Origin of the sequence: Ensifer adhaerens (assembly GCF_013283195.1) — a bacterium.
In the GTDB taxonomy this organism is placed as follows: domain Bacteria; phylum Pseudomonadota; class Alphaproteobacteria; order Rhizobiales; family Rhizobiaceae; genus Ensifer; species Ensifer adhaerens_G.
Genome location: NZ_JABEKT010000001.1, coordinates 1,487,411 through 1,507,038, shown reverse-complemented (window position 1 = coordinate 1,507,038; position 19,628 = coordinate 1,487,411). Strand labels below are relative to the sequence as shown.

Annotated in this window: 21 protein-coding genes; 14 read left to right on the top strand and 7 right to left on the bottom strand. The window is 62.1% G+C overall.

Annotated features, from left to right (window positions below):
* Positions 1–51: 51 nt before the first annotated feature.
* From LPJGGPFB_RS07070 to LPJGGPFB_RS07060, 3 genes are all read right to left on the bottom strand, one after another.
* The gene (locus LPJGGPFB_RS07070; protein ID WP_234902777.1) at positions 52–816 is read right to left on the bottom strand and encodes a class I SAM-dependent methyltransferase; all 765 of its coding nucleotides are present in this window, start codon (positions 814–816) and stop codon (positions 52–54) included.
* Positions 817–981: 165 nt separating this feature from the next.
* Positions 982–1,359, bottom strand: a complete 378-nt coding sequence (locus tag LPJGGPFB_RS07065; protein WP_234902861.1) for an SH3 domain-containing protein — start codon at positions 1,357–1,359, stop codon at positions 982–984.
* A gap of 132 nt (positions 1,360–1,491) precedes the next feature.
* Positions 1,492–1,764, bottom strand: coding sequence for a DUF2798 domain-containing protein (locus LPJGGPFB_RS07060; protein ID WP_173419344.1), 273 nt, complete (start codon positions 1,762–1,764; stop codon positions 1,492–1,494).
* A 150-nt stretch (positions 1,765–1,914) separates the two neighbouring features.
* Here LPJGGPFB_RS07060 and LPJGGPFB_RS07055 point away from each other — a divergent pair, with 150 nt between their 5' ends.
* Positions 1,915–2,835 carry a LysR family transcriptional regulator gene (locus LPJGGPFB_RS07055; protein ID WP_173419343.1) on the top strand — a complete coding sequence of 307 codons (921 nt, stop codon included), beginning with the start codon at positions 1,915–1,917 and terminating at the stop codon, positions 2,833–2,835.
* A 27-nt stretch (positions 2,836–2,862) separates the two neighbouring features.
* On the opposite strand, the gene LPJGGPFB_RS07050 is transcribed toward LPJGGPFB_RS07055, so the two are convergent.
* Positions 2,863–3,264 (bottom strand): winged helix-turn-helix transcriptional regulator, encoded by a 402-nt coding sequence (locus LPJGGPFB_RS07050; protein ID WP_173419342.1) that lies wholly within the window; start codon positions 3,262–3,264, stop codon positions 2,863–2,865.
* A 134-nt stretch (positions 3,265–3,398) separates the two neighbouring features.
* On the opposite strand from LPJGGPFB_RS07050, the gene gstA reads away from it, so the two are divergent.
* From gstA to LPJGGPFB_RS07025, 5 genes are all read left to right on the top strand, one after another.
* Positions 3,399–4,013, top strand: coding sequence for a glutathione transferase GstA (gene gstA, locus LPJGGPFB_RS07045; protein ID WP_173419341.1), 615 nt, complete (start codon positions 3,399–3,401; stop codon positions 4,011–4,013).
* Positions 4,010–4,405 (top strand): nuclear transport factor 2 family protein, encoded by a 396-nt coding sequence (locus tag LPJGGPFB_RS07040; RefSeq protein ID WP_173419340.1) that lies wholly within the window; start codon positions 4,010–4,012, stop codon positions 4,403–4,405. Before gstA ends, LPJGGPFB_RS07040 begins: the two co-directional genes overlap by 4 nt.
* Positions 4,406–4,415: 10 nt before the next feature.
* The gene (locus LPJGGPFB_RS07035) at positions 4,416–4,628 is read left to right on the top strand and encodes a tautomerase family protein (protein WP_173419339.1); all 213 of its coding nucleotides are present in this window, start codon (positions 4,416–4,418) and stop codon (positions 4,626–4,628) included.
* Between the two features lie 156 nt (positions 4,629–4,784).
* Positions 4,785–6,899 carry a S9 family peptidase gene (locus tag LPJGGPFB_RS07030; protein ID WP_173419338.1) on the top strand — a complete coding sequence of 705 codons (2,115 nt, stop codon included), beginning with the start codon at positions 4,785–4,787 and terminating at the stop codon, positions 6,897–6,899.
* 10 nt (positions 6,900–6,909) lie between these two features.
* Complete coding sequence (locus LPJGGPFB_RS07025) at positions 6,910–7,437, top strand: DUF1697 domain-containing protein (protein WP_173419337.1); 528 nt, start codon at positions 6,910–6,912, stop codon at positions 7,435–7,437.
* A 3-nt stretch (positions 7,438–7,440) separates the two neighbouring features.
* On the opposite strand, the gene LPJGGPFB_RS07020 is transcribed toward LPJGGPFB_RS07025, so the two are convergent.
* Complete coding sequence (locus LPJGGPFB_RS07020) at positions 7,441–8,058, bottom strand: TetR/AcrR family transcriptional regulator (protein ID WP_077504068.1); 618 nt, start codon at positions 8,056–8,058, stop codon at positions 7,441–7,443.
* Positions 8,059–8,297: 239 nt separating this feature from the next.
* Between LPJGGPFB_RS07020 and LPJGGPFB_RS07015 the strand changes: the two genes are divergently transcribed.
* Together LPJGGPFB_RS07015 and LPJGGPFB_RS07010 are read left to right on the top strand one after the other, a co-directional pair.
* Complete coding sequence (locus tag LPJGGPFB_RS07015) at positions 8,298–9,254, top strand: homocysteine S-methyltransferase family protein (protein ID WP_173419336.1); 957 nt, start codon at positions 8,298–8,300, stop codon at positions 9,252–9,254.
* A 163-nt stretch (positions 9,255–9,417) separates the two neighbouring features.
* Positions 9,418–10,923 carry a protein adenylyltransferase SelO gene (locus LPJGGPFB_RS07010; protein ID WP_173419335.1) on the top strand — a complete coding sequence of 502 codons (1,506 nt, stop codon included), beginning with the start codon at positions 9,418–9,420 and terminating at the stop codon, positions 10,921–10,923.
* A 45-nt stretch (positions 10,924–10,968) separates the two neighbouring features.
* On the opposite strand, the gene LPJGGPFB_RS07005 is transcribed toward LPJGGPFB_RS07010, so the two are convergent.
* Positions 10,969–11,601 carry a TetR/AcrR family transcriptional regulator gene (locus LPJGGPFB_RS07005; protein WP_173419334.1) on the bottom strand — a complete coding sequence of 211 codons (633 nt, stop codon included), beginning with the start codon at positions 11,599–11,601 and terminating at the stop codon, positions 10,969–10,971.
* Between the two features lie 109 nt (positions 11,602–11,710).
* Here LPJGGPFB_RS07005 and LPJGGPFB_RS07000 point away from each other — a divergent pair, with 109 nt between their 5' ends.
* The 5 genes from LPJGGPFB_RS07000 to LPJGGPFB_RS06980 all read left to right on the top strand — a co-directional run bounded on the left by LPJGGPFB_RS07000 (position 11,711) and on the right by LPJGGPFB_RS06980 (position 17,617).
* Positions 11,711–12,271 carry a GFA family protein gene (locus LPJGGPFB_RS07000; protein ID WP_486599031.1) on the top strand — a complete coding sequence of 187 codons (561 nt, stop codon included), beginning with the start codon at positions 11,711–11,713 and terminating at the stop codon, positions 12,269–12,271.
* Entirely contained in the window at positions 12,255–12,554 is a 300-nt protein-coding gene (locus LPJGGPFB_RS06995; protein ID WP_173419332.1) for a DUF6958 family protein, read from the top strand. The genes LPJGGPFB_RS07000 and LPJGGPFB_RS06995 overlap by 17 nt, the downstream gene beginning before the upstream one ends.
* 365 nt (positions 12,555–12,919) lie before the next feature.
* Positions 12,920–15,253 (top strand): glucose/quinate/shikimate family membrane-bound PQQ-dependent dehydrogenase, encoded by a 2,334-nt coding sequence (locus tag LPJGGPFB_RS06990; protein WP_173419331.1) that lies wholly within the window; start codon positions 12,920–12,922, stop codon positions 15,251–15,253.
* Between the two features lie 105 nt (positions 15,254–15,358).
* Entirely contained in the window at positions 15,359–15,823 is a 465-nt protein-coding gene (locus LPJGGPFB_RS06985; protein WP_173419330.1) for a hypothetical protein, read from the top strand.
* A 93-nt stretch (positions 15,824–15,916) separates the two neighbouring features.
* Positions 15,917–17,617 carry an ABC transporter ATP-binding protein gene (locus LPJGGPFB_RS06980; RefSeq protein WP_234902776.1) on the top strand — a complete coding sequence of 567 codons (1,701 nt, stop codon included), beginning with the start codon at positions 15,917–15,919 and terminating at the stop codon, positions 17,615–17,617.
* Here the strand turns inward: LPJGGPFB_RS06980 and bla are convergent.
* Positions 17,614–18,504 (bottom strand): class A beta-lactamase, encoded by an 891-nt coding sequence (bla, locus tag LPJGGPFB_RS06975; RefSeq protein WP_173419329.1) that lies wholly within the window; start codon positions 18,502–18,504, stop codon positions 17,614–17,616. The genes LPJGGPFB_RS06980 and bla overlap by 4 nt on opposite strands.
* A 694-nt stretch (positions 18,505–19,198) precedes the next feature.
* Here bla and LPJGGPFB_RS06970 point away from each other — a divergent pair.
* Positions 19,199–19,612, top strand: a complete 414-nt coding sequence (locus LPJGGPFB_RS06970; RefSeq protein ID WP_173419328.1) for a MerR family transcriptional regulator — start codon at positions 19,199–19,201, stop codon at positions 19,610–19,612.
* Positions 19,613–19,628: the final 16 nt, after the last annotated feature.

The following is a 19,628-nucleotide window of genomic DNA, read 5'->3' as shown; positions in this document are numbered from 1 at the left end:
CCACGCCCCCGGTGTCGGGGGCGTGGCTTTTCATCCTGCCTGGGCCGCCCGCTACTGCGGCCGGCGGCACTCGAAGGTGACAACCTCGTCACCATCCTTCGGCGCACGACCGAAATCGTAATTGCCCGTGATGACGAGATCGACATATCCGGCAGCGCGCAAGGTCAGCGCCATTTCCTCGATGCCCCACCAGCGCATCGTGAAGAATTCAAGCTCGCTCAACGCCAGCCTCCCCTCGCACCAGAGCTCGTAGCGCAGGTGCGACACCGTCGTCTGGGCGATAAGGTCGGCCTTGACCCGCTGGCTGGTCAACGTCAGCAGATCACCGGCCTCGGTCTGCCAGCTGCGGATGTTCGGCTGAGTGTCATCGGCGAAAAGATCGTGCGGATAGATGTCGAAGATCAGGCGGCCACCCGGCCGAAGATGATCGAGGAAACGCTTGAGGATCGCGGTCGCGGTGGCATGGTCGGCGATCAGTTGCAGCGAGCCGGCAGGAATGACGATCGCCTCGAAGCGCTCCTCGTAGGAAAACGCCTCGTAGGTCAGCTGTGATAAAGCCGGTGTCAGCGCGCGTTCGGCACAATGCGCCTGGCAATAGTCGAGCATGTCTTGCGAGGCATCGAAACCTCTAACGTCAAGGCCGGCTTCAAGCAGCGGGATCAGCACACGACCGTTGCCGACGGCCGGTTCCAATATCGGGCCGGAACAGCCTTTCAAGCGTTCGCGATAATACTCGACGTCGTCGAAGGATTTTCCAATATATTTGTCTAAATTATAAACATGAGAGGCAAGCTTGCCATAAGTATTGTTCAACATGCATTCGTCCAAACTGCTGAATAAAGCGAAACGCCTATGCTATACAGCAGCTTGCTCGAAAGCGGTGTCATGCGATTGCAACGTCAATCGCTTTTGTGATGCGGACCGACATCGCGCATCGCATCAACGGCGCAGACATGTTTTTTTTGGGGGGGGCGAGAACGATCAGAAGCGCGCCGGCCGGATGAACTTGCCGTAGACCCAGCCTTCCTGCCAGCGGCCGTTCTGTTGCGGATCGTGCCAGATCTGGCACCAGGTGGCGCGTACCGCATTACTCTGCCGTTGCGCCGACCAGCGGGCAATCCGCTGAAGATCGACGCCGTTCATGCAGCGACCGGTCATCTGCAGTCTGGTTCCATTCGGATAACCAGCGCGAACGGCAGACGACGAGGACGGCCAGGCGCGGGCATTGAGCACGTCGTTCCAGGCGACACCGGAAACCTCCCAGGCAACGAAAGTGCTGGCTGAAGCGACCTCCACCTTGGAGGCAAGTCCGGCGGTCACCACCGCCAGTGAAATCAGGACGCTGCGAAAGCCGATCATCACGAACCCCTCCCAGGAACAATGATCGCAGCATATTGGCACAAGGCTGAATTGTGGCTGAACAGGCGGTTCACTTGAGATGTGGACTTGAATGCAACGGCCGTCCCGGCTCCCCGGGACGGGCCCGAAAACTCAACCGGGCATGCGGCAGACGGCACCGACGAGTTTCAGGACAAAGGGTCGGACGGTCAGCACGCAAAGGAATGCCACCGGCATCGCCAACACATAGGTGCTAAGAACACGGGCGGGGTAGCCGGCGTCGATGCCGGTGTTGACGCCGACGATGACGCAGCACATCAGAAACGCCATGATCGCCGACATGAAGAAAGCAAAGGCAATCGGCACCGCGCGGGGCGGCAGCTTGCGGCTGCGCGCGACCCGCAGCGGGGGTATCGTATCTTCCATGATGAAGATCTCCGTAGCTTGTCCGCAAGGATCATCCGTGCGGTATGGCCGGCACTATACGGATGGTCCCGCGCGCAGGTAGACCATTGCAGCCTTGTTCAGAATTAGGCAAAACCATCGAATTGAAACAACTATTCGATGGATGTCATTATGGATACATTGCGCGGCGTCGAGAGTTTCGTCCGGAGCGTCGAGGAAGGCAGCATCGCCGCGGCGGCGCGCAAGCTCGGCATCACACCGGCCTCTGCGAGCCAGAATATCGCCCGGCTTGAGAGGGCGCTCGGAACGCGGTTGCTGAGCCGCACAACACGGCAGTTGGGCCTGACGGAGAGCGGCCGGGTCTATTTCGACCGGGTGCGCAGCGTCGTTCACGATCTCGAACTCGCAGCCGTTGCCGTCGCGTCACTGAATGCGGAGCCGCGGGGATCGCTGAAGATCGCGTCCTCCGTCGCCTTCGGCCGACATGTGGTAGCGCCGCTTGTGCCATCTTTTGCCGAGCGGCATCCGGAAGTCTCGATAGAACTCGTGGTCACCGACCGGGAGATCGATCACATCGGCGAAGGCATCGATATCAGCGTGCGCTTCGGCCTGCAGCTGGAGCCTGGGCTGATTGCGCGCAAGCTTGCCTCGGTGCCGATGGTCATCTGTGCCTCCCCCTCCTACATCGAGCGGCACGGTCGGCCCGAGCGGCCGGAAGACCTGATCCATCATCATTGCCTCGTCTACCGTTACGCCGGGCACGGGCGGATCTTTCGCTGGGGCTTCGTGCGCGACGGCCTGCGCTTCGAGCCCGAGCTGAAGGCAACGATCGTCAGCAACGATATCGACACGCTGGCCGAAATGGCGATCGCCGGTGCCGGCATCACGCGGCTTGGCGCCTTCATCGCGACGGACTTGATTGCGCGCGGCTTGCTTGTGCCGCTGTTCGGCGGAGCACCTTGCGAAGGTGTTGCCAACACCGACCATGAGCCCTTCGACTTCTACGCCTGCTTCGTCGATCGGCAGGCGGAAACACCAAAAGTCCGCGCCTTCATCGAGCATGCAGCACAGTCGCTCAAGGGCCGATGGTAGACTTCAACACTGCGCTATAGTTTGCGGTCAGGCGGGCACCGCATGCTCCGTCTTCAGGGCAGCGGCTTCCTCTGCGAGCTTCGCTTCGCGGCGAAGCTTGAGCTTGTAGCCGACCTCGACGATCGCGTGGATTGCGGGCACGAACTCCTGACCAAGCTCGCTCAGCCGGTACTCGACCGAGGGCGGCGATGTCGGCATGATCCGCCGTTCTATCGCGCCTTTCTCCTCCATGTCCTTCAGGCGCGTGCTCAGCACTTTTGCCGAGATGCCGGGAATGTCGATCTTGAGCTCGCTGAAGCGGCGCGGGCCGCCGCTTAAATACCAGATGATGTTGGGCGCCCAGGCGCCGCCGAGCATGACCATGCATTCGCCAACCGGGCAGGTCGGTGGCAGGGCGGCAGCCCTATTCTTTCGAATTTTCAAGCTCATGGGCAAAATTCTCCAGTTACCCCAGGGAAACCTGAAACGTCGGTAACATAAAGTAATCTCATATACAAAAGTTATCGCATCGGTTTAGGTTCCGCCGTCTTCGACAGAGACCCAATTGCAAAAGGAATTTGGCCATGAAGCTTTATTATGCCCCCGGCGCCTGCTCGCTCTCCCCCCATATCAGCCTGCGCGAAGCCGGCGTCGAGTTCGAGATCGTCAAGGTCGACACTGTCACCCACCTCACCGAAAGCGGCGCCGATTTCAAGGCGATCAACCCCAAGGGCTATGTGCCGGCGCTGGTGCTCGAGACCGGCGATGTCGTCACCGAGGGTGCAGCCGTCGTGCAGTATATTGCCGATCGCTTTCCGAAGGCAGGACTGGCACCCGCCAACGGCACGCTGGAACGAACCCGCCTGCAGGAGCAGCTGAACTTCATCGCTTCCGAACTGCACAAGGCGTTCTCGCCGCTGTTCAGCAAGACGGCGAGCGCCGACGCCAAGGAAGCTGCCGCAGCGCAGGTCGGCAAACGGCTCGGCAACGTCGAAGCCCTGCTGTCCGACGGTCGCGCCCATCTGCTCGGCGACACCTTTTCCGTTGCCGACGCCTATCTCTTCACCGTCGTCAACTGGACCAGCGTCACCGGAATTTCGCTTGAGCCCTGGCCCCAGCTGACGGCCTATATGCAACGCGTCGGCCAGCGCCCGGCGGTGCAGGCGGCCATGAAGGCGGAAGGACTGATCGCGGCATGAGCGGCACCCACAACGATCCACGCTTTGCCGCCGTCATCGATGTGCTCGGACGTTATTTCGACGGGCTCTATTTCAGCGACACGGCAATCCTGCGCGAGGTCTTTCACCCGAAAGCCCACTACGCCACGGCGACCGAGGGAGAACTGCTCGAACTCGACATGGACAGGTATTTCCCTATCGTCGACAAGCGCCCCTCGCCGGCAAGCCGCGGCGAACAGCGTGCCGACAGGATCGTCTCGATCGAGTTTGCCGGACCCGTAACGGCTTTTGCCAAGGTGCAATGTGCCATTGGCGAGAAGGCGTTTACCGACTTCCTGTCCTTGATCTTCGTCGACGGGCGCTGGCAGATCATCGCCAAGGTCTTTCATTACGACATTCGACAACCAGCCTGAGGAACCAGCAATGCCCTATGTGAACATCAAGATCACCCGCGAAGGTGCAACCCCGGAACAGAAGGCAGCCCTCATCAAGGGTGTCACCGACCTGCTCGTCACCGTGCTCGACAAGAGCCCGGCCACCACCTTCGTCGTCATCGACGAGGTGGCCTTCGAAGACTGGGGCGTCGGCGGCCTGCCGGTCGATGAATACCGAAAGCAATTGAAAGCAAAAGGCTAGCCGCTCCACGAGCGTCAACCGAAAGACTGCCCTGCCTTCTCCCCACTCCCTTCCGGGGAGAAGGCACCGCCAAACGTCAAAAACCTTTCCGCTTGATCGGCGCAGCCCGGCTCTCTATCTCAGTGTCTCCCGCCGCATAAATCCCGGAGACATGCCTTGTCCGTTTTCAAGAACCTGCCCGAAGCTCCCGTCGCCGCGAAAAAGCCGGTGACCGACACGCGCCACGGCATTACCCGCACCGACGACTACGCCTGGTTGCGGGACGACAACTGGCAGGCGATGTTCAAGGACCCCTCGATCCTCAACCCTGAAATCCGCACACATCTGGAGGCCGAAAACGCCTATATGAATGCGGCGATGGACGACACCAAGGCGCTGCAGAAGACGCTGTTTGCCGAGATGCGCGGCCGCATCAAGGAAGACGACAGCTCGATCCCGGTAAAGGACGGTCCCTTCGCCTATGGCAGCCTCTATGTGACCGGCGGTGAGCAGCCACGCTATTTCCGCATTCCACGCGACGGTGACAGCAAGGACGAGACGATCCGGCAGGTCCTGCTCGACGGCGACAAGGAAGCGGAAGGCAAGGCCTACTTCCGCCTTGCCGGCCTCGACCACTCGTCCGACCACGGCCGCGGCCTTTGGGGCTACGACGACAAGGGATCGGAATACTTCACGCTGAAGGTGCGTGATCTCTCGACGGGTGAGGATCTTGCCGACGTGATCGAGAACACCGGCGGCGGCGGCGCCTGGGCACCGGACGGTAAGAGCTTCTTCTACACCGTGCTCGATGACAACCACCGCCCGTCGAAGATATTCCACCACGTGATCGGCAGCCCCCAGGCGGACGACCGGCTGGTCTACGAGGAGAAGGACCCAGGCTTCTTCATGTCGGTCGGCGGCTCTCTCCTCGACGACGTCATCTACATCGACATCCACGATCACGAGACCAGCGAGTACCGGTTGCTCTCGACAAAGGATCTGACAGCCGAGCCGAAGCTGGTGGCCGGCCGCGTCATCGGCCTCGAATATGCGATGACCGAGGGCGGGGATGTCTTCTACATCCTGACCAATGCCGATGGCGCCAAGGATTTCAAGATCATGGAAGCGCCGGTCGATGCGCCGGGCAAGGAGAACTGGCGAGAGCTCGTACCGCACAAGCCGGGCACGCTGATCCTCAACCACATGGCCTATGCGCGCCATCTCGTCTGGTTGCAGCGCCGGGACGGCTTGCCGGAAATCGTCATCCGCGACCGCAAGACCGGCGAGGAGCACGCGATCGCCTTTGCCGAAGAGGCCTATTCGCTCGGGCTTTCGGGTGCTGCCGAATACGACACCGACGTCATCCGCTTTTCCTACTCGTCGATGACGACGCCGTCGCAGCTCTTCGACTACGACATGGCGACGCGTGAGCGCACGCTCTTGAAGACCCAGGAAGTACCGTCGGGACACAATCCCGACGACTACGTCACCCGCCGTGTCTTCGCGCCCTCCTGGGACGGAACCAAGGTTCCCGTCACGCTGCTTTATCGCAAGGATACCCCGCTCGACGGCTCGGCACCGTGCCTGCTCTATGGCTACGGCGCCTATGGCATCACCATTCCCGCCGGCTTCAACACCAATTGCCTGTCGCTCGCCGACCGTGGCTTCGTCTATGCCATCGCCCATATCCGTGGCGGCAAGGACCGGGGCTTTTCCTGGTACGAAGACGGCAAGATGGCCAAGAAGACCAACACCTTCAAGGACTTCATCGCCGCCGCTGACTATCTGAATCAGGAGAAGTTCACCTCCTACGCGAACATCGTCGCTGAAGGCGGCTCGGCTGGCGGCATGCTGATGGGCGCGATCGCCAACATGGCGCCGGAGAAATTCACCGGCATCATCGCAGCCGTTCCCTTTGTCGACGTGCTCAACACCATGCTCGACGACACGCTGCCGCTGACGCCGCCGGAATGGCCGGAATGGGGCAACCCGATCGACAGCCGCGAGTTCTACGACATCATCGCCGGCTACTCGCCCTACGACAATGTCGAGGCAAAACCCTACCCGGCGATCCTGGCGCTTGGCGGGCTCACCGACCCACGCGTGACCTATTGGGAACCGGCGAAGTGGGTGGCACGCCTGCGCGAAAAGACGACCGGCACCGCGCCGATCCTGATGAAAACCAACATGGACGCCGGCCACGGCGGCGCCTCCGGCCGCTTCCAGCGCCTGGAAGAGATCGCCTTCGAATATGCCTTCGCCATCAAGGTCGCCGGCAAGATGCAAGGCTGAGGAGAGGCCGATGCCCGTTCACGTCGCCCTTCTTCGCGCCATCAATGTCGGCGGGACCGGCAAGCTGGCGATGGCCGATCTCAGGGCGATCTGCGAGGGCCTCGGCTTTAGCGACGTGAAGACCTACATCCAGAGCGGAAACGTGCTGTTCCGCTCTGACTTGCCGGCGCCGGAGGCGGCGGTAAAGCTCGGCGCGGTCCTTGGCGAAAAACTCGGCAAGGTGCCCGGCGTTGTCATCCGGGATGCCCGGCAGTTACGGGCGATTGCCGACGCCTCTCCTTTCCCCGATGCCAAGACCAACCTCCTGCATGTGGTGTTCCTGCCGAATGCAGCACCGGCGGATGCACTCGACAAGCTCGTTGCGCCCGACGGCGAAGAGGTCGTAGTCGCAGGACACGAGATCTACGTGCACTATCCCAATGGTTCCGGGCCGTCGAAGATGAAGCTGCCGGCGCTCAAAACGGGTACGGCGCGCAATCTCAACACCGTCCGCAAGCTCGCCGAACTGGCGCACGCGATGGAAGCTGACGAGGCTTGATGCTCAGGAGGCTGCCGGCTGGAACAGCAGCCGGATGAAGGTGCGGAAGACCAACAGTTGAGCGGGCAGGTTCTTCGGCTCCTTCAACGCCTTTGACAGGATGATTCCGCCCTCGATCACCGTCGAGACCATGTCGGCAAGCTGGTCGACATCCAGTGGCTCGCGTGGCCGGTAGACCTGCATGATGTCGCGGAACATCGCGCCGAAACGCCTGCGCCACATCAAGGCTGCCTGCCGGTTGATCTCCTGGATATCGCGGTCGAAGGCTCGCTCGTGGCTGCAGATTACCGCGACCAGGCAGCCGGGATGACCGTTCGGAAGATCGGAGAGCAGCTCCGACAGGAGCTTGAGGCCGAGCAGAAACGCTTGGAGCGGATCATCGGCAAGCTCGCGCGCCCGGCTGAAGATCTCGTCGTAAATCCGCTCGTCGTTCTCGACGTAGCGTTCGAGCAGCGCCTTCGCCAGCTCGTTCTTGTCGCGAAAATGGTAGAAGAAGCCACTCTTGGTGATGCCCGTTTCGGCGATCAGTTCATCGATCGAGGTCGCGCCAAAGCCCTTCGCCAGCACCGAGATTTCGGCCGCGTCGAGGATCTTGGCACGGGTTTCCTCACCCTTTCGCATTAGCCGTTTCCCTACCGTCGGTACAGTTTTCGCCAACGAACCCACGACCAGCGAGCAATGCCGCAGCAAAACTCTACCAGCAACATAATGATTTTACTGAGATATTTACGTATATTAGCAATAGTATACCGCAAGTCGCCTAGTTTAGAAGATGATAAAAAGGCAGAAATTTAACCATCCTTGCGGGAATGGGAGCGCTCCGCCGGGATCCAACGAGACCAAAACGGGTGGAGACCGACATGGCCAAATACCGACGCAGCCTGCCGCTCATGAAGGGTGGAACCTTTCTCAGCGACGGCGGCATGGAAACGACGCTCATCTTTCACGAAGGCGTCGCGCTTCCGCACTTTGCCTCCTTCGTTCTGCTGTCGACGTCCGAGGGACGACGGCGGCTGCTGAACTACTACACGCGGTATCTCGACATCGCGCAACACCACGGCACCGGCTTCGTCCTCGACACGGCGACGTGGCGGGCGAGTGCCGACTGGGGCTCCAAGCTTGGCTATGATGCTGGAGCGCTCGCCGAACTGAACCAGGATGCCGTCTATCTGCTGACGGAACTGCGCGCCGAATACGAGCGGCCGCAGGCACCGATCGTGCTCAGCGGCGCGATCGGGCCGCGCGGCGACGGCTACAGGGCAGGCCGGATGAGCCCCGACGAAGCCGAGGACTATCATGCCGCACAGGTCGCTGCCTTTGCCGTCAGCGATGCCGACATGATCTCGGCCTACACGATTACCAATATCGACGAGGCGATCGGCATCGCCCGCTCGGCGCAGAGCCACGGCATGCCCTGCGCCATCTCGTTCACGGTTGAGACAGACGGGCGCCTGCCGAACGGCCGCACGCTCAAACACGCGATCGAGATCGTCGACGCGGCAACCGGCCGGTTTCCGCAATACTACATGATCAACTGCGCCCATCCGGATCATTTCGAGGCCAGCCTCGATACCGACAGCGCCTGGGTGCACAGGATCGGCGGCATCCGCGCCAACGCGTCGGCGAAAAGCCACAGCGAGCTCGACGAAAGTGAGACGCTCGATGCGGGCGATCCTGTTGAACTCGGGCAGCGCTATCGGATGCTGAGTGATCGTTTGCCGCGACTGCGCATCCTCGGTGGTTGCTGCGGCACCGACCATCGCCATATCGCGGCGATTTGCGAGGCCTGCCTTTCGCCGACGGCGCTGAGCGCCTGACACGAAGACGGCACTCGCCCTCCCGGCCCTCCCGCGAAAGACCTCTCGCGGGAGGGCGCCGCCTTGTCAGCCAACCCTCGCGAAATTGAGATGGCTCGTGTAGACTTTGGTCCGAAAGGGCGGTGGCCGGAATGTCCCGGCAGGAGCCGCTTACCGTTGAACCATGAACTACGTGCCGCCTTCGCCGACCGCCGAAACCGACGGTTTCCGTTTCGACAACAGTTTTGCGCGACTGCCACCGCAGTTCTTCGCCCGTGTCGATCCGACGCCGGTTGCCGAGCCCTGGCTGATCAAGCTCAACCGACCGCTTGCCGAAGAACTCGGCCTCGACGTCGCCACTCTCGAGCGCGACGGCGCCCAGATCTTTTCCGGCAATAGCGTGCCTGCCGGTGCTGCGCCGCTTGCGATGGCCTATGCCGGCCATCAGTTCGGCACCTTCGTGCCGCAGTTGGGCGACGGCCGCGCGATCCTTCTCGGCGAAGTCATCGATCGGAGCGGGCAAAGGCGCGATATCCAGTTGAAGGGACCGGGACAGACCCCTTTCTCGCGCCGCGGCGACGGGCGGGCGGCGCTTGGCCCGGTGCTGCGCGAATACATCGTCAGCGAAGCCATGTTCGCACTCGGCATCCCGGCGACACGGGCGCTTGCTGCCGTGGTGACCGGCCAACCGGTCTATCGCGAGCAGATCCTGCCCGGTGCCGTTTTCACCCGGGTGGCGGCAAGCCACATCCGGGTCGGCACCTTCCAGTTTTTCGCGGCGCGCGGTGACATGGCTTCTGTGCAGGCGCTGGCCGACTACGCGATCGACCGCCACTATCCGGAGATCAAGAACGAAGAACGCCCCTATCTCGCCTTCTTCAAGGCCGTGGTCGCGCGGCAGGCGGCGCTGATTGCCCGCTGGCTGCATGTCGGCTTCATCCACGGTGTGATGAACACCGACAACATGACGATCTCGGGCGAGACCATCGACTTCGGCCCCTGCGCCTTCATGGATGCCTATGATCCGAAGAAGGTGTTTTCCTCGATCGATCAGTTCGGGCGCTACGCCTATGCCAGCCAACCGGCGATCGGCCAGTGGAACCTGACCAGGCTTGCCGAGACGCTGGTGCCGCTGTTCGATCCGGTGGCAGCGACAGCGGTTGACCACGCCAACGACGCACTTGGCGAATACGGCGCGATCTTCCAGCGACACTGGCTCGACGGCATGCGCCACAAGATCGGGCTTGTCGGCGATGAGGAAGGCGACCTTGACCTCGTGCAGGGGCTGCTGAGCGCCATGCATCAGGGTGAAGCCGATTTCACCCTCACCTTCCGCAGGCTTTGCGAGTGTGCTGCCGATCCCAGTGCGGACGTAGCCCTCGCCTCCCTGTTCACCAACCCTGTCGCCGTGACATCCTGGCTCGCCGACTGGCGCAAGCGCCTTGAGCGGGAGCCGGGGGCCGCCGACGACCGCGCGACGGCGATGAGGGCAGTGAACCCGGCCTATATCCCGCGCAACCACCGGATCGAACAGGCGATCGTCGCGGCGACGGAAGACGCCGACTTCTCGCTGTTCGAAGCGCTGGTCGACGTGACGTCAAAACCCTATGAGGACCAGCCCCGTTTTGCAGCCTATGCCGATCCGCCGCAGCCAGAGGAAGAAGTACAGCAGACCTTTTGCGGTACGTGAGGACAAATCGACAGGCGCGCAACGCTTACAGGTCATGGTCCGCGCCTATGGCCTCCGGCCATAGGCAGCGAGAAAAATCCGCACGCTTTCCCTTGCATGGCTGCGAAGAGCATCGGCATCAGGAATGGCCCGATCACCGAGCAGCATGGCGTCATTGACGGGCTCGCCCATCACCAACCAGTTGAAGAAGGATGCGGCGGCGCGCTGGTCCTCCGCCTCGACGTCGCCGCTCTCGCTGTAGTGGGCAAAGGCTTTCGTGAGCCGGCCGATTGACCGGCCCGGCCCCTTTGCGTGCAACCTCTTGCCGAGCTCCGGAAAGCGTTCAGCCTCGCCGATCACCAGGCGCCGCAACTGCATCAGCCGCGGCGTCATGACGATCGCCAGCTGCTGTTCGGCAAACTCCAGCAGAAAGTCTTCGATCGGGCGCCCATCAACGGGGTCTGCTACCTGCCCTTCCAGTTCATCGCCGGCCTCGCCCGTCATGCCGGTGACGATCTCGAGGAACAGCGCTTCCTTGGTGCCGAAATGGGTGTAGACGGTCTGCTTCGACACACTTGCGATCGCCGCCACCTCGTCCATGTTGGTCGCAAGGAAACCGCGCTGCAGGAAAAGCTCGGTAGCGGCAGCCAGGATGGACTGGCGCTTCCTTGTCGTTCGCGTCTCGACCGGGTTCGTCATTTTCAGTCACAACCTCTCACAGGGGCCTGCGGTCCCGGTTAGCACGACCGCATTGACAAATCAAACTGGACGGTACAGTTTGATTTGAGTTTGAAGACGGAGATTGCGGGTGAGCAGGAGCGAAAACCGGACTTTGAATGCGCGATGCGAGTGCGGGCAGGTGCACATGCGCGCTGTCGGCAGCCCGATCGTGACAGCCGCTTGTTATTGCCAAAGCTGCCGGACGGCAGGCGAAATCTTCGCGGCACTGCCCGGCGCCTCGCCGGTGCTCAACGGCGATGGTTCCACGGATTTCGTTCTCTTCCGCAAGGACCGGATAAACTGCGTTCGTGGCGCCGATCAGCTGCATGAACATCGACTGGCACCAACGTCAAAGACCCGACGCGTTGTCGCAACGTGCTGCAACACACCGATGTTCCTCGAGTTTACCGGTGGTCATTGGCTGACGCTTTATCGAAATCGGCTCGAGGAAGAGGCGCGGCCACCGGTGCAGATGCGGGTGATGACACGGGACCGCCGGCCAGGTGTCACCATCGCCGACGACCTGCCCAGCTACGCCGGGCATTCCGGAAAGTTCATGCTGAAGCTCATCGGCGCCTGGGCCGCAATGGCGTTCCGGTCACCTGACATCGACTATGTGAAGGGAGCGCTCGATGGCCACGGGACGTGAAAAGATCGAGATCCAGAATATCGTTTCGCCCGGACACGTCACCCGTGTCGACAAGGTCAAATACGATGCGATGAAGGACGCGCTGCTGACAGCGCTATCCCGCTCTGACGCGCCCCTCACGGTTGCGGAAGCAAAGCAGATGCTGCTGCCTTTGCTGCCCGACGATCTCTTTCCTGGCGGCGAGAAGGCCGGGTGGTGGCTGAAGGCGGTCCAGCTCGACCTCGAGGCCAAGGGCGTGCTGCGCCGGGAAAACACCAAACCGCTGCGCCTTCGCCTCGCCTAGACAGTCCACACTCGCTGTCTTCGACAGACGTCTCGCCTGCGCGCCAGGCCTTGGCCTGTCATGCGACTGCCGAGGCGGCCGTGCCCGGCAGGCCGAGAAGCATTGCTCAGCTCCCCGGCGCGCAACTTCATTGCGGACACCTTAAATTTTGCGCTGCGAAATTGCGGCTATTGAAAGGCAAGTCCGGCGCGTTAGGTGCTAGAGGGCGGGCCGTCGCGAGACTGGCCCAAGCCCGATCTGACGGCCGCGGTCTGCCTCGCGACCGCCGACCCCGATACCGATTTTTCCCGCGTGGCCGTTCATCCGGGCCGCCCCAACGAAAAAGCCGTGCAACGGCGCCGTACTTCAATTCGGGAGTTCCCACCATGCTTATTCTGACGGCCATCGTCTTCGCCCTGATCGGTATCGCGCTCGGCGGCGGCGGAATCGAACTCCTGATGCTTGGCGGCAGTCCCTATTATCTCATCGCCGGTATCGGCTTCCTGCTGACGGCCATTCTTCTCTTCAAGCGCAACGCCGCCGCTATCTGGCTTTATGCCCTGATCATCCTCGGCTCACTCGCCTGGGCCGTCTGGGAAGTCGGGTTCGACTGGTGGCAGCTCGGACCCCGTGGCGGCATTATCGTGCTGCTCGGCCTGTGGCTGATGCTGCCGGCGATCCGTCGCCCGCTCGGCTTCGAGAGCCCGACCGGCGAACGCTATGCCGCCGGCGCGTGGCCGCTGGCGGTCGCCGTCCTCGCCTCGATCGGCATCGCCGGCTATTCGCTGACCCAGGATCCGCACGACATCCGTGGCGATCTGCCAAGCGACGTGGTCGCCGCCAATCCGCCGCTCGGCGGCAACGTACCACCAGGCGAATGGCATCAGTACGGGCGCACGCCGTTCGGCCAGCGGTATGCGCCGCTCGATCAGATTACCCCTGACAATGTCGCGAACCTCAAGGTTGCCTGGCAATATCAGACGGGCGACGTCAAACGCCCCGAGGACGTGGGCGAGACCACCTATCAGGTGACGCCGATCAAGGTGAAGGACACGCTGTATGCCTGCACGCCGCACAACTGGGCGATCGCGCTCGACGCTGCGACCGGCGAGGAGAAATGGAAGTATGACAGCAACTCCGGCATGAACCCGGACCGGCAGCACCAGACCTGCCGCGGCGTCACCTATTGGGCCGATCCGGCGGCAACTGGCGGCGGCGTCTGCGCCGAACGGGTCTACCTGCCGACCTCCGATGCGCGGTTGATCGCGCTCGATGCGGCAACGGGCGCCGTCTGCACCAGCTTTGCCGACAACGGCGTGCTGCACCTCGAAAAGGGCATGAAGTACAACCCGGCCGGCTATTACTATTCGACCTCGCCACCGGTCGCCGTCGCCGGCAAGCTGATCATCGGTGGCGCCGTCAACGACAACTATTCCACCCAGGAACAATCCGGCGTCATCCGCGCCTTCGACATCAACACCGGCGCCCTCATCTGGAACTGGGACAGCGGCAACCCTGACGTGACAACGCCGCTGCCTGAGGGGCAGACCTACAGCACCAACTCGCCCAACAGCTGGTCGGTGTCCAGCTACGACGACGGTCTCGGCCTCGTCTATATCCCGATGGGCAACCAGGTGCCGGACCAGCTCGGCATGGGCCGCAGCGAACATGTGGAGAAGTATTCTTCCTCGATCGTCGCGCTCGACATCAATTCCGGCGCGGTGCGCTGGGTGCGCCAGACCGTGCACCACGATCTCTGGGACATGGATGTGCCGGCACAACCGGCGCTGCTCGACATTACCAAGGACGACGGCACAGTCGTGCCGGCGCTCGTCGGACCGACGAAACAGGGCGATATCTACGTGCTCGATCGCAGGAGCGGCGAGCCGATCATCCCGATCGAGGAAGTCGCAGCTCCCAAGGGCGCGATCCCGGAAGATTTCACCGCGCCGACCCAGCCGGTCTCCGGCCTCACTTTCATGCCGGCACCTCTGCAGGAGCGGAACATGTGGGGCGTGACGATGTTCGACCAGCTCGCCTGCCGCATCTCGTTCCGCTCGCTGAAATACGAGGGGCGCTATACGCCGCCGTCGCTGGAAGGGACACTCGTCTATCCCGGCAATTTCGGCACGTTCAACTGGGGCTCGGTTGCGGTTGATCCGGAACGGCAGGTCATGTTCGGCATGCCGACCTACCTCGCCTTCACCTCGCGCCTCGTTCCGCGCGACCAGATCCCGCCGAAGGGCCAGGACGAAAAAGGATCCGAGCAGGGCCTCAACCGCAACGACGGCGCGCCCTATGGTGTGTTCATGGGGCCGTTCCTCGGCCCGCTTGGTATCCCCTGCCAGGCACCACCGTGGGGTTACGTCGCGGGTGCCGATCTCAGGACGGGCAAGATCGCCTACAAGCACAAGAACGGCACCGTCGAGGACATGACGCCCTTGCCGCTGCCCTTCAAGGTCGGCGTTCCCGGCATCGGCGGACCGATGATCACCAAGGGCGGCGTCGCCTTCCTCGGCGCGGCGGTGGACGATTATCTGCGCGCCTATGACCTGACGACGGGCAAGCAGCTCTGGGAAGCACGTCTTCCGGCCGGCGGCCAGTCGACGCCGATGAGCTATGCGGTCGGCGACAAGCAATATGTGCTGATCGTCGCCGGCGGCCACGGCTCGGTGGGCACCAAGCCTGGAGACTACGTCATCGCCTATACCCTGCCCTAGAGCGCGAGCAGGCACCCCTAATTCTCGCTATTGGGTTGTATTGGCAAGCTCCACACAAGCCACCGGAAGCAGCTTCCCCCGGACATAAGATTCCGGGGGATTCCCATGAAAATCGACAACAGCATCTCGAACTACTACTTCTCGCAGCGCCGCGCCCAATCGGGACCGGCCGCGCCACTCGAAGAAAATGGCAGCACCGATGCCCGACCAAGACTGCCGCCGACCATTGCACCGGCTTCCAGTTCAGCCTCGCTGTCCAACGCCTTCTGGATCAGCGCGACCCGGGAAGAGGAAGCCAAGCCTTCGATCGGAACCGGCGAACAGACGGCCTCAGGCGAATCAGTCGGCGATGAGTTCCTGAAACGCGCCAAGATGAGCTTCGCGGAGCAGATTCGCGCCCAGATCCTTGAGGCGCACGGCATCACAGAAGACGAACTCAAGGCGATGGACCCGAAGCAGCGCGAAGCGATCGAGGACGAAATCCGCAAGGCGGTCGAGCGCGCGATGGGCGTCGACCAGCAGCGCAATGATACCGCATCCGATATCGCCGACGGAAGCCCTGCAGCCTAAAATAAACTTGCCTATAATTCTCAACTTTTCCTTGAATCGGCACCCCCGGCACGCGACATATGTCGCCCTGCCGATTCACAGGAGAACAGGGATATGCGTGACGATTGGCGCCTTGCGGGCGAACCGATGGCGGTTATTTTTGCTCGCTACTGGCGGACGGAGTGGCTCTCGATCCTGTTGCTCGTCGCGATCACGGTCCTGACCTCCCTGAGCTTTGTCGCTGGTCCGTATCTCTTCTCCAGACAGATCGACAGGCTGAACGACCCTTCCGTTTCCGTCATCGGCGGTTTCCTGCTCTATGCTCTGGTCATGGCGCTTTCGACGGCGATGCAGAACAGCCTCATGTATCTCGCGGCGAGCCAGGGCCAAGCGCTCGGCTTCATCGTCCGGACCGCCTTTTTCGATCGGCTGCTGACGAAGACCGGGGCTTTCTTCGTCGAGCACAATCCCACGCAGATCCAGCAGGCAGGCACTGGCGGCGAACGCGCGCTCAACAACATCTCGACCACGCTTCTCGGCGGTTTCATTCCTGGAACACTGCAGATTGGCGTGACGCTGGTCATGCTCGGTGCGACGATCAGCAACGAGCTCATCCTGGTGGCGCTGTTTTATGGCTGCATCTTCATCGGCCTGCGCTTTTACACCTCCAAGGTCGCCGCACGCCACATCGAAACTGCGATGAAAGCCTCGCAGGAAAATGCCAAGTTTACCGGCAACGCCATCAACGCGATGGAAACATTGCGGCACTTCCGCAGCGAGCGGTGGATGAACGCCCGTTTCGTCGAAAAGGAGGCAATCTCGCGTGACGGATGGCGCCGTTTCTTCGGCACTGAAGCGCTCGGCGGAGCTGCGTCCGCAACCGCGTTGGGGCTGCAACTTGGCGTTACCTTCCTTCTTCTCGTTCCACGTCTCGAGACCGGAGAGCTTTCAACCGGCGACCTCGTTCTTTTCAACATGCTGCTGCTTCAACTGAACTCGCCCTTCGAGATGATAGGACGGGCTGTCAGCACGCTGATGGAATCCAAGGCGCGTTTCGGCCCCTTTGCAGCCATGTGGCATGCCGAAGACGAAACCAACGCCCGACATTCCAAAAAATTTGCGCCAACCGAGGGGCGCCTGACGTTCGACGGCGTCGGTTTTTCCTACGGCGAGAGCCGTGGCGTCGAAGCACTGAGCTTCCAGGCGGAACGCGGGCGCATCACTTATCTGGTCGGCCCGACCGGCGCGGGAAAGTCGACGGCGTTCAAGCTGGTCTTGAAATCGATTGATCCCACCAAGGGTCGGATCGACGTGGACGGTCAGGATCTGGCTGACATTTCTCGCGCCGACTGGTTCGCAAAGGTTGGCGTTGTGCCGCAGGACATCGTGATGCTCAACGAAAGCCTTGCCACCAACATTGCGCTCGGCCGACCGCAGGATCATGACCGCCTTGTCGCCGCCGCCCGCAAGGCCGCCATCCTCGATTTCATCGAGGCTTTGCCCGCGCGCTTCGACACGTCGGTCGGCGAACGTGGCCTCAAGCTTTCGGGCGGCGAGCGCCAGCGCATCGCGATTGCCCGCGCACTCTACGACGACCCCGAATTCCTGTTTCTGGACGAAGCCAGTTCGGCGCTCGACGAGGCAACCGAGCGCGATATCATGGCGCATATCCGCGAAGTCTGCGGCCAGGTGACGGTAATCGCCATCACCCACCGCAAGAGCGTCATTGGCGTCGATGACCAGGTCATCCGGCTGAAGAAGTGGCGCGCGACGGAGACCGCTGCGGCCAATGCCGACCTGGCGACCGCCGGCTAAACCATCTCCGCGGCCATCCGGCCGACATCGGCAAAGACGGTGTTCAGCTCGGCAAGCGGCGCCGTCGCCTCTGCGATATAGACCGCGACCAGCAACGGCCCCCGGCCCTCCGGCCAGACGATGGCGATGTCGGACGCCGAGCCCGTGGAGTTCGTTCCCGTCTTGTCGCCAACTCTCCAGCCCTTCGGCAGGCCGGCACGGATGCGCTGGTCGCCGGTCGTGTTGGCAACCATCCACTCGATCAGCAGCTTGCGCGACGGCTCGGTGAGTGCCGGCCCGAAAGCGAGAAGCCCAAGCGTTTCCAGCATCGCGGCCGGCGTCGTCGTGTCGCGCGGATCGTCTTTCCTGGCTTCGTTCAAGGTCGGTTCGTTGCGGTCGAGACGCGTGGTCTCGTCGCCGATCGTGCGCAGCCAGCCGGTCAGTGCCTGCGGACCGCCGAAGCTTTCTAGCAAGAGGTTCGCCGCCGCGTTGTCGCTCGTCGTCATCGTTGCGGCACAGAGGTCTGCGATCGTCATGCCCTCGCCGCCGATATGTTTCTCAGTCACCGGCGAATGGGCGATGATGTCCTTCTGCGCAACGACGATGCGGCGATCTAGCTTTTCGGCGCCCTGATCCGCGCGGGCCAGAACGAAGCCGGCGGCCAGCGTCTTGAAGCTCGAGCACATGGCGAAACGCTCATCCTCGCGGCAGCCGAAGGATATATCGGTTTCCATGTCGAGGACGGAAACGCCGAGCCGGCCGCCGGTGCGCTTTTCGAGTTCGGAAAGCTGCGCATCGACATCATTACCGGCGGCAGCGGCGGCCTTTGCGGGCGAGCCGAAGGCGATGGCCGGGTAGATCAGCGCGGAGCCGACGAGCAGTTGGCGACGATTGATGAGTAGCGACACGTGTTTCTCCGTCGTGCGCCGGGCACGCATGCCGACGCTCTAACTGACTGTTGAACAATAAGCATTCGGCCCGACGCTGAGCTGAGTCGAATGCTGCGCAGATCGCTAGGCGCCGATTGTGGCGTCCTTGTGCCACCGTCTTCGAATGAGGCTGACGGTCGGAATGCCTCAGGTCGGCGCTCGCGGCTCGACCGTACTGGCTGGTATGAAGCCGCTTTAAAACAGGGATACCGATCCGTGCGCCTGATCCGTTAGCGACGCTCACCGGCATGAAAAACCACCGACGCCAAGGTCGCTCTGCGGCTTCAATTGGCGTGGACGCTTTTCTTGAAAGCCGATGAGAACGCCAACAGTTGAACCATCGTTCTCCGGCCCATTGCAGGATCCTATCCATGACGACGACCCATCCATCCCTGCCAGAAACCGGTCGCCTGCGCGCCGGTCCTTTCGAGCTCGGCTATCGCATAGAGGGAGACGCGGGGATTTTGCAGACCTGACGATCCGCATGTTCGAGAAGAGCAGCCATACGCCGCAACTGGAAGAGAGCGACCTCTTCGACGAGACGCTGCTGTCCTTCCTCGCACGTTGAACGGACGACCAAAGGGAGAGGCCTAACCGGCCTTTCCTGCCCCATTGACGGAAATTGCAGAGCGATTATCTAATACTCCAGAAGCTATAGGTTTGGAGCACGAGCATGTATTCGATCGGCGATCTCTCCCGCCGCACCGGCGTAAAAATCCCAACGATCCGTTACTACGAGCAGATGGGGCTGATCGCGGCGCCGGAACGCTCGGAAGGCAACCAGCGGCGCTACGAGAAGCGCGAACTCGAACGCCTCGCCTTCATCCGCCATGCGCGTGATCTCGGGCTGTCGATTGAATCGATCCGCGATCTGCTGGCATTGAGTCAGCACCCGGAGCGCCCCTGCGGCGAAGCCGACCGTATCGCCAAGGAACATCTGGTCACCGTTCGCGAAAAGATTGCGCAACTGCAGAAGCTGGAGCGAGAACTCGAACGCATCGTCGCCTGCAACGGCGACCACACGATCGGCGACTGCTACGTCATCCGTGCGCTTGCCGATCATTCGATGTGCGGGACCGATCACTGAACTTCGGTTCGGGACA

Excerpts from the sequence above, each read along its gene's own strand:
- LPJGGPFB_RS07070 (WP_234902777.1), bottom strand. The coding sequence starts at position 816 with ATGTTGAACAATACTTATGGCAAGCTTGCCTCTCATGTTTATAATTTA.
- LPJGGPFB_RS07065 (WP_234902861.1), bottom strand. The coding sequence starts at position 1,359 with ATGATCGGCTTTCGCAGCGTCCTGATTTCACTGGCGGTGGTGACCGCC.
- LPJGGPFB_RS07060 (WP_173419344.1), bottom strand. The coding sequence starts at position 1,764 with ATGGAAGATACGATACCCCCGCTGCGGGTCGCGCGCAGCCGCAAGCTG.
- LPJGGPFB_RS07055 (WP_173419343.1), top strand. The coding sequence starts at position 1,915 with ATGGATACATTGCGCGGCGTCGAGAGTTTCGTCCGGAGCGTCGAGGAA.
- LPJGGPFB_RS07050 (WP_173419342.1), bottom strand. The coding sequence starts at position 3,264 with ATGAGCTTGAAAATTCGAAAGAATAGGGCTGCCGCCCTGCCACCGACC.
- gstA (WP_173419341.1), top strand. The coding sequence starts at position 3,399 with ATGAAGCTTTATTATGCCCCCGGCGCCTGCTCGCTCTCCCCCCATATC.
- LPJGGPFB_RS07040 (WP_173419340.1), top strand. The coding sequence starts at position 4,010 with ATGAGCGGCACCCACAACGATCCACGCTTTGCCGCCGTCATCGATGTG.
- LPJGGPFB_RS07035 (WP_173419339.1), top strand. The coding sequence starts at position 4,416 with ATGCCCTATGTGAACATCAAGATCACCCGCGAAGGTGCAACCCCGGAA.
- LPJGGPFB_RS07025 (WP_173419337.1), top strand. The coding sequence starts at position 6,910 with ATGCCCGTTCACGTCGCCCTTCTTCGCGCCATCAATGTCGGCGGGACC.
- LPJGGPFB_RS07020 (WP_077504068.1), bottom strand. The coding sequence starts at position 8,058 with ATGCGAAAGGGTGAGGAAACCCGTGCCAAGATCCTCGACGCGGCCGAA.
- LPJGGPFB_RS07015 (WP_173419336.1), top strand. The coding sequence starts at position 8,298 with ATGGCCAAATACCGACGCAGCCTGCCGCTCATGAAGGGTGGAACCTTT.
- LPJGGPFB_RS07010 (WP_173419335.1), top strand. The coding sequence starts at position 9,418 with ATGAACTACGTGCCGCCTTCGCCGACCGCCGAAACCGACGGTTTCCGT.
- LPJGGPFB_RS07005 (WP_173419334.1), bottom strand. The coding sequence starts at position 11,601 with ATGACGAACCCGGTCGAGACGCGAACGACAAGGAAGCGCCAGTCCATC.
- LPJGGPFB_RS06995 (WP_173419332.1), top strand. The coding sequence starts at position 12,255 with ATGGCCACGGGACGTGAAAAGATCGAGATCCAGAATATCGTTTCGCCC.
- LPJGGPFB_RS06990 (WP_173419331.1), top strand. The coding sequence starts at position 12,920 with ATGCTTATTCTGACGGCCATCGTCTTCGCCCTGATCGGTATCGCGCTC.
- LPJGGPFB_RS06985 (WP_173419330.1), top strand. The coding sequence starts at position 15,359 with ATGAAAATCGACAACAGCATCTCGAACTACTACTTCTCGCAGCGCCGC.
- LPJGGPFB_RS06980 (WP_234902776.1), top strand. The coding sequence starts at position 15,917 with ATGCGTGACGATTGGCGCCTTGCGGGCGAACCGATGGCGGTTATTTTT.
- LPJGGPFB_RS06970 (WP_173419328.1), top strand. The coding sequence starts at position 19,199 with ATGTATTCGATCGGCGATCTCTCCCGCCGCACCGGCGTAAAAATCCCA.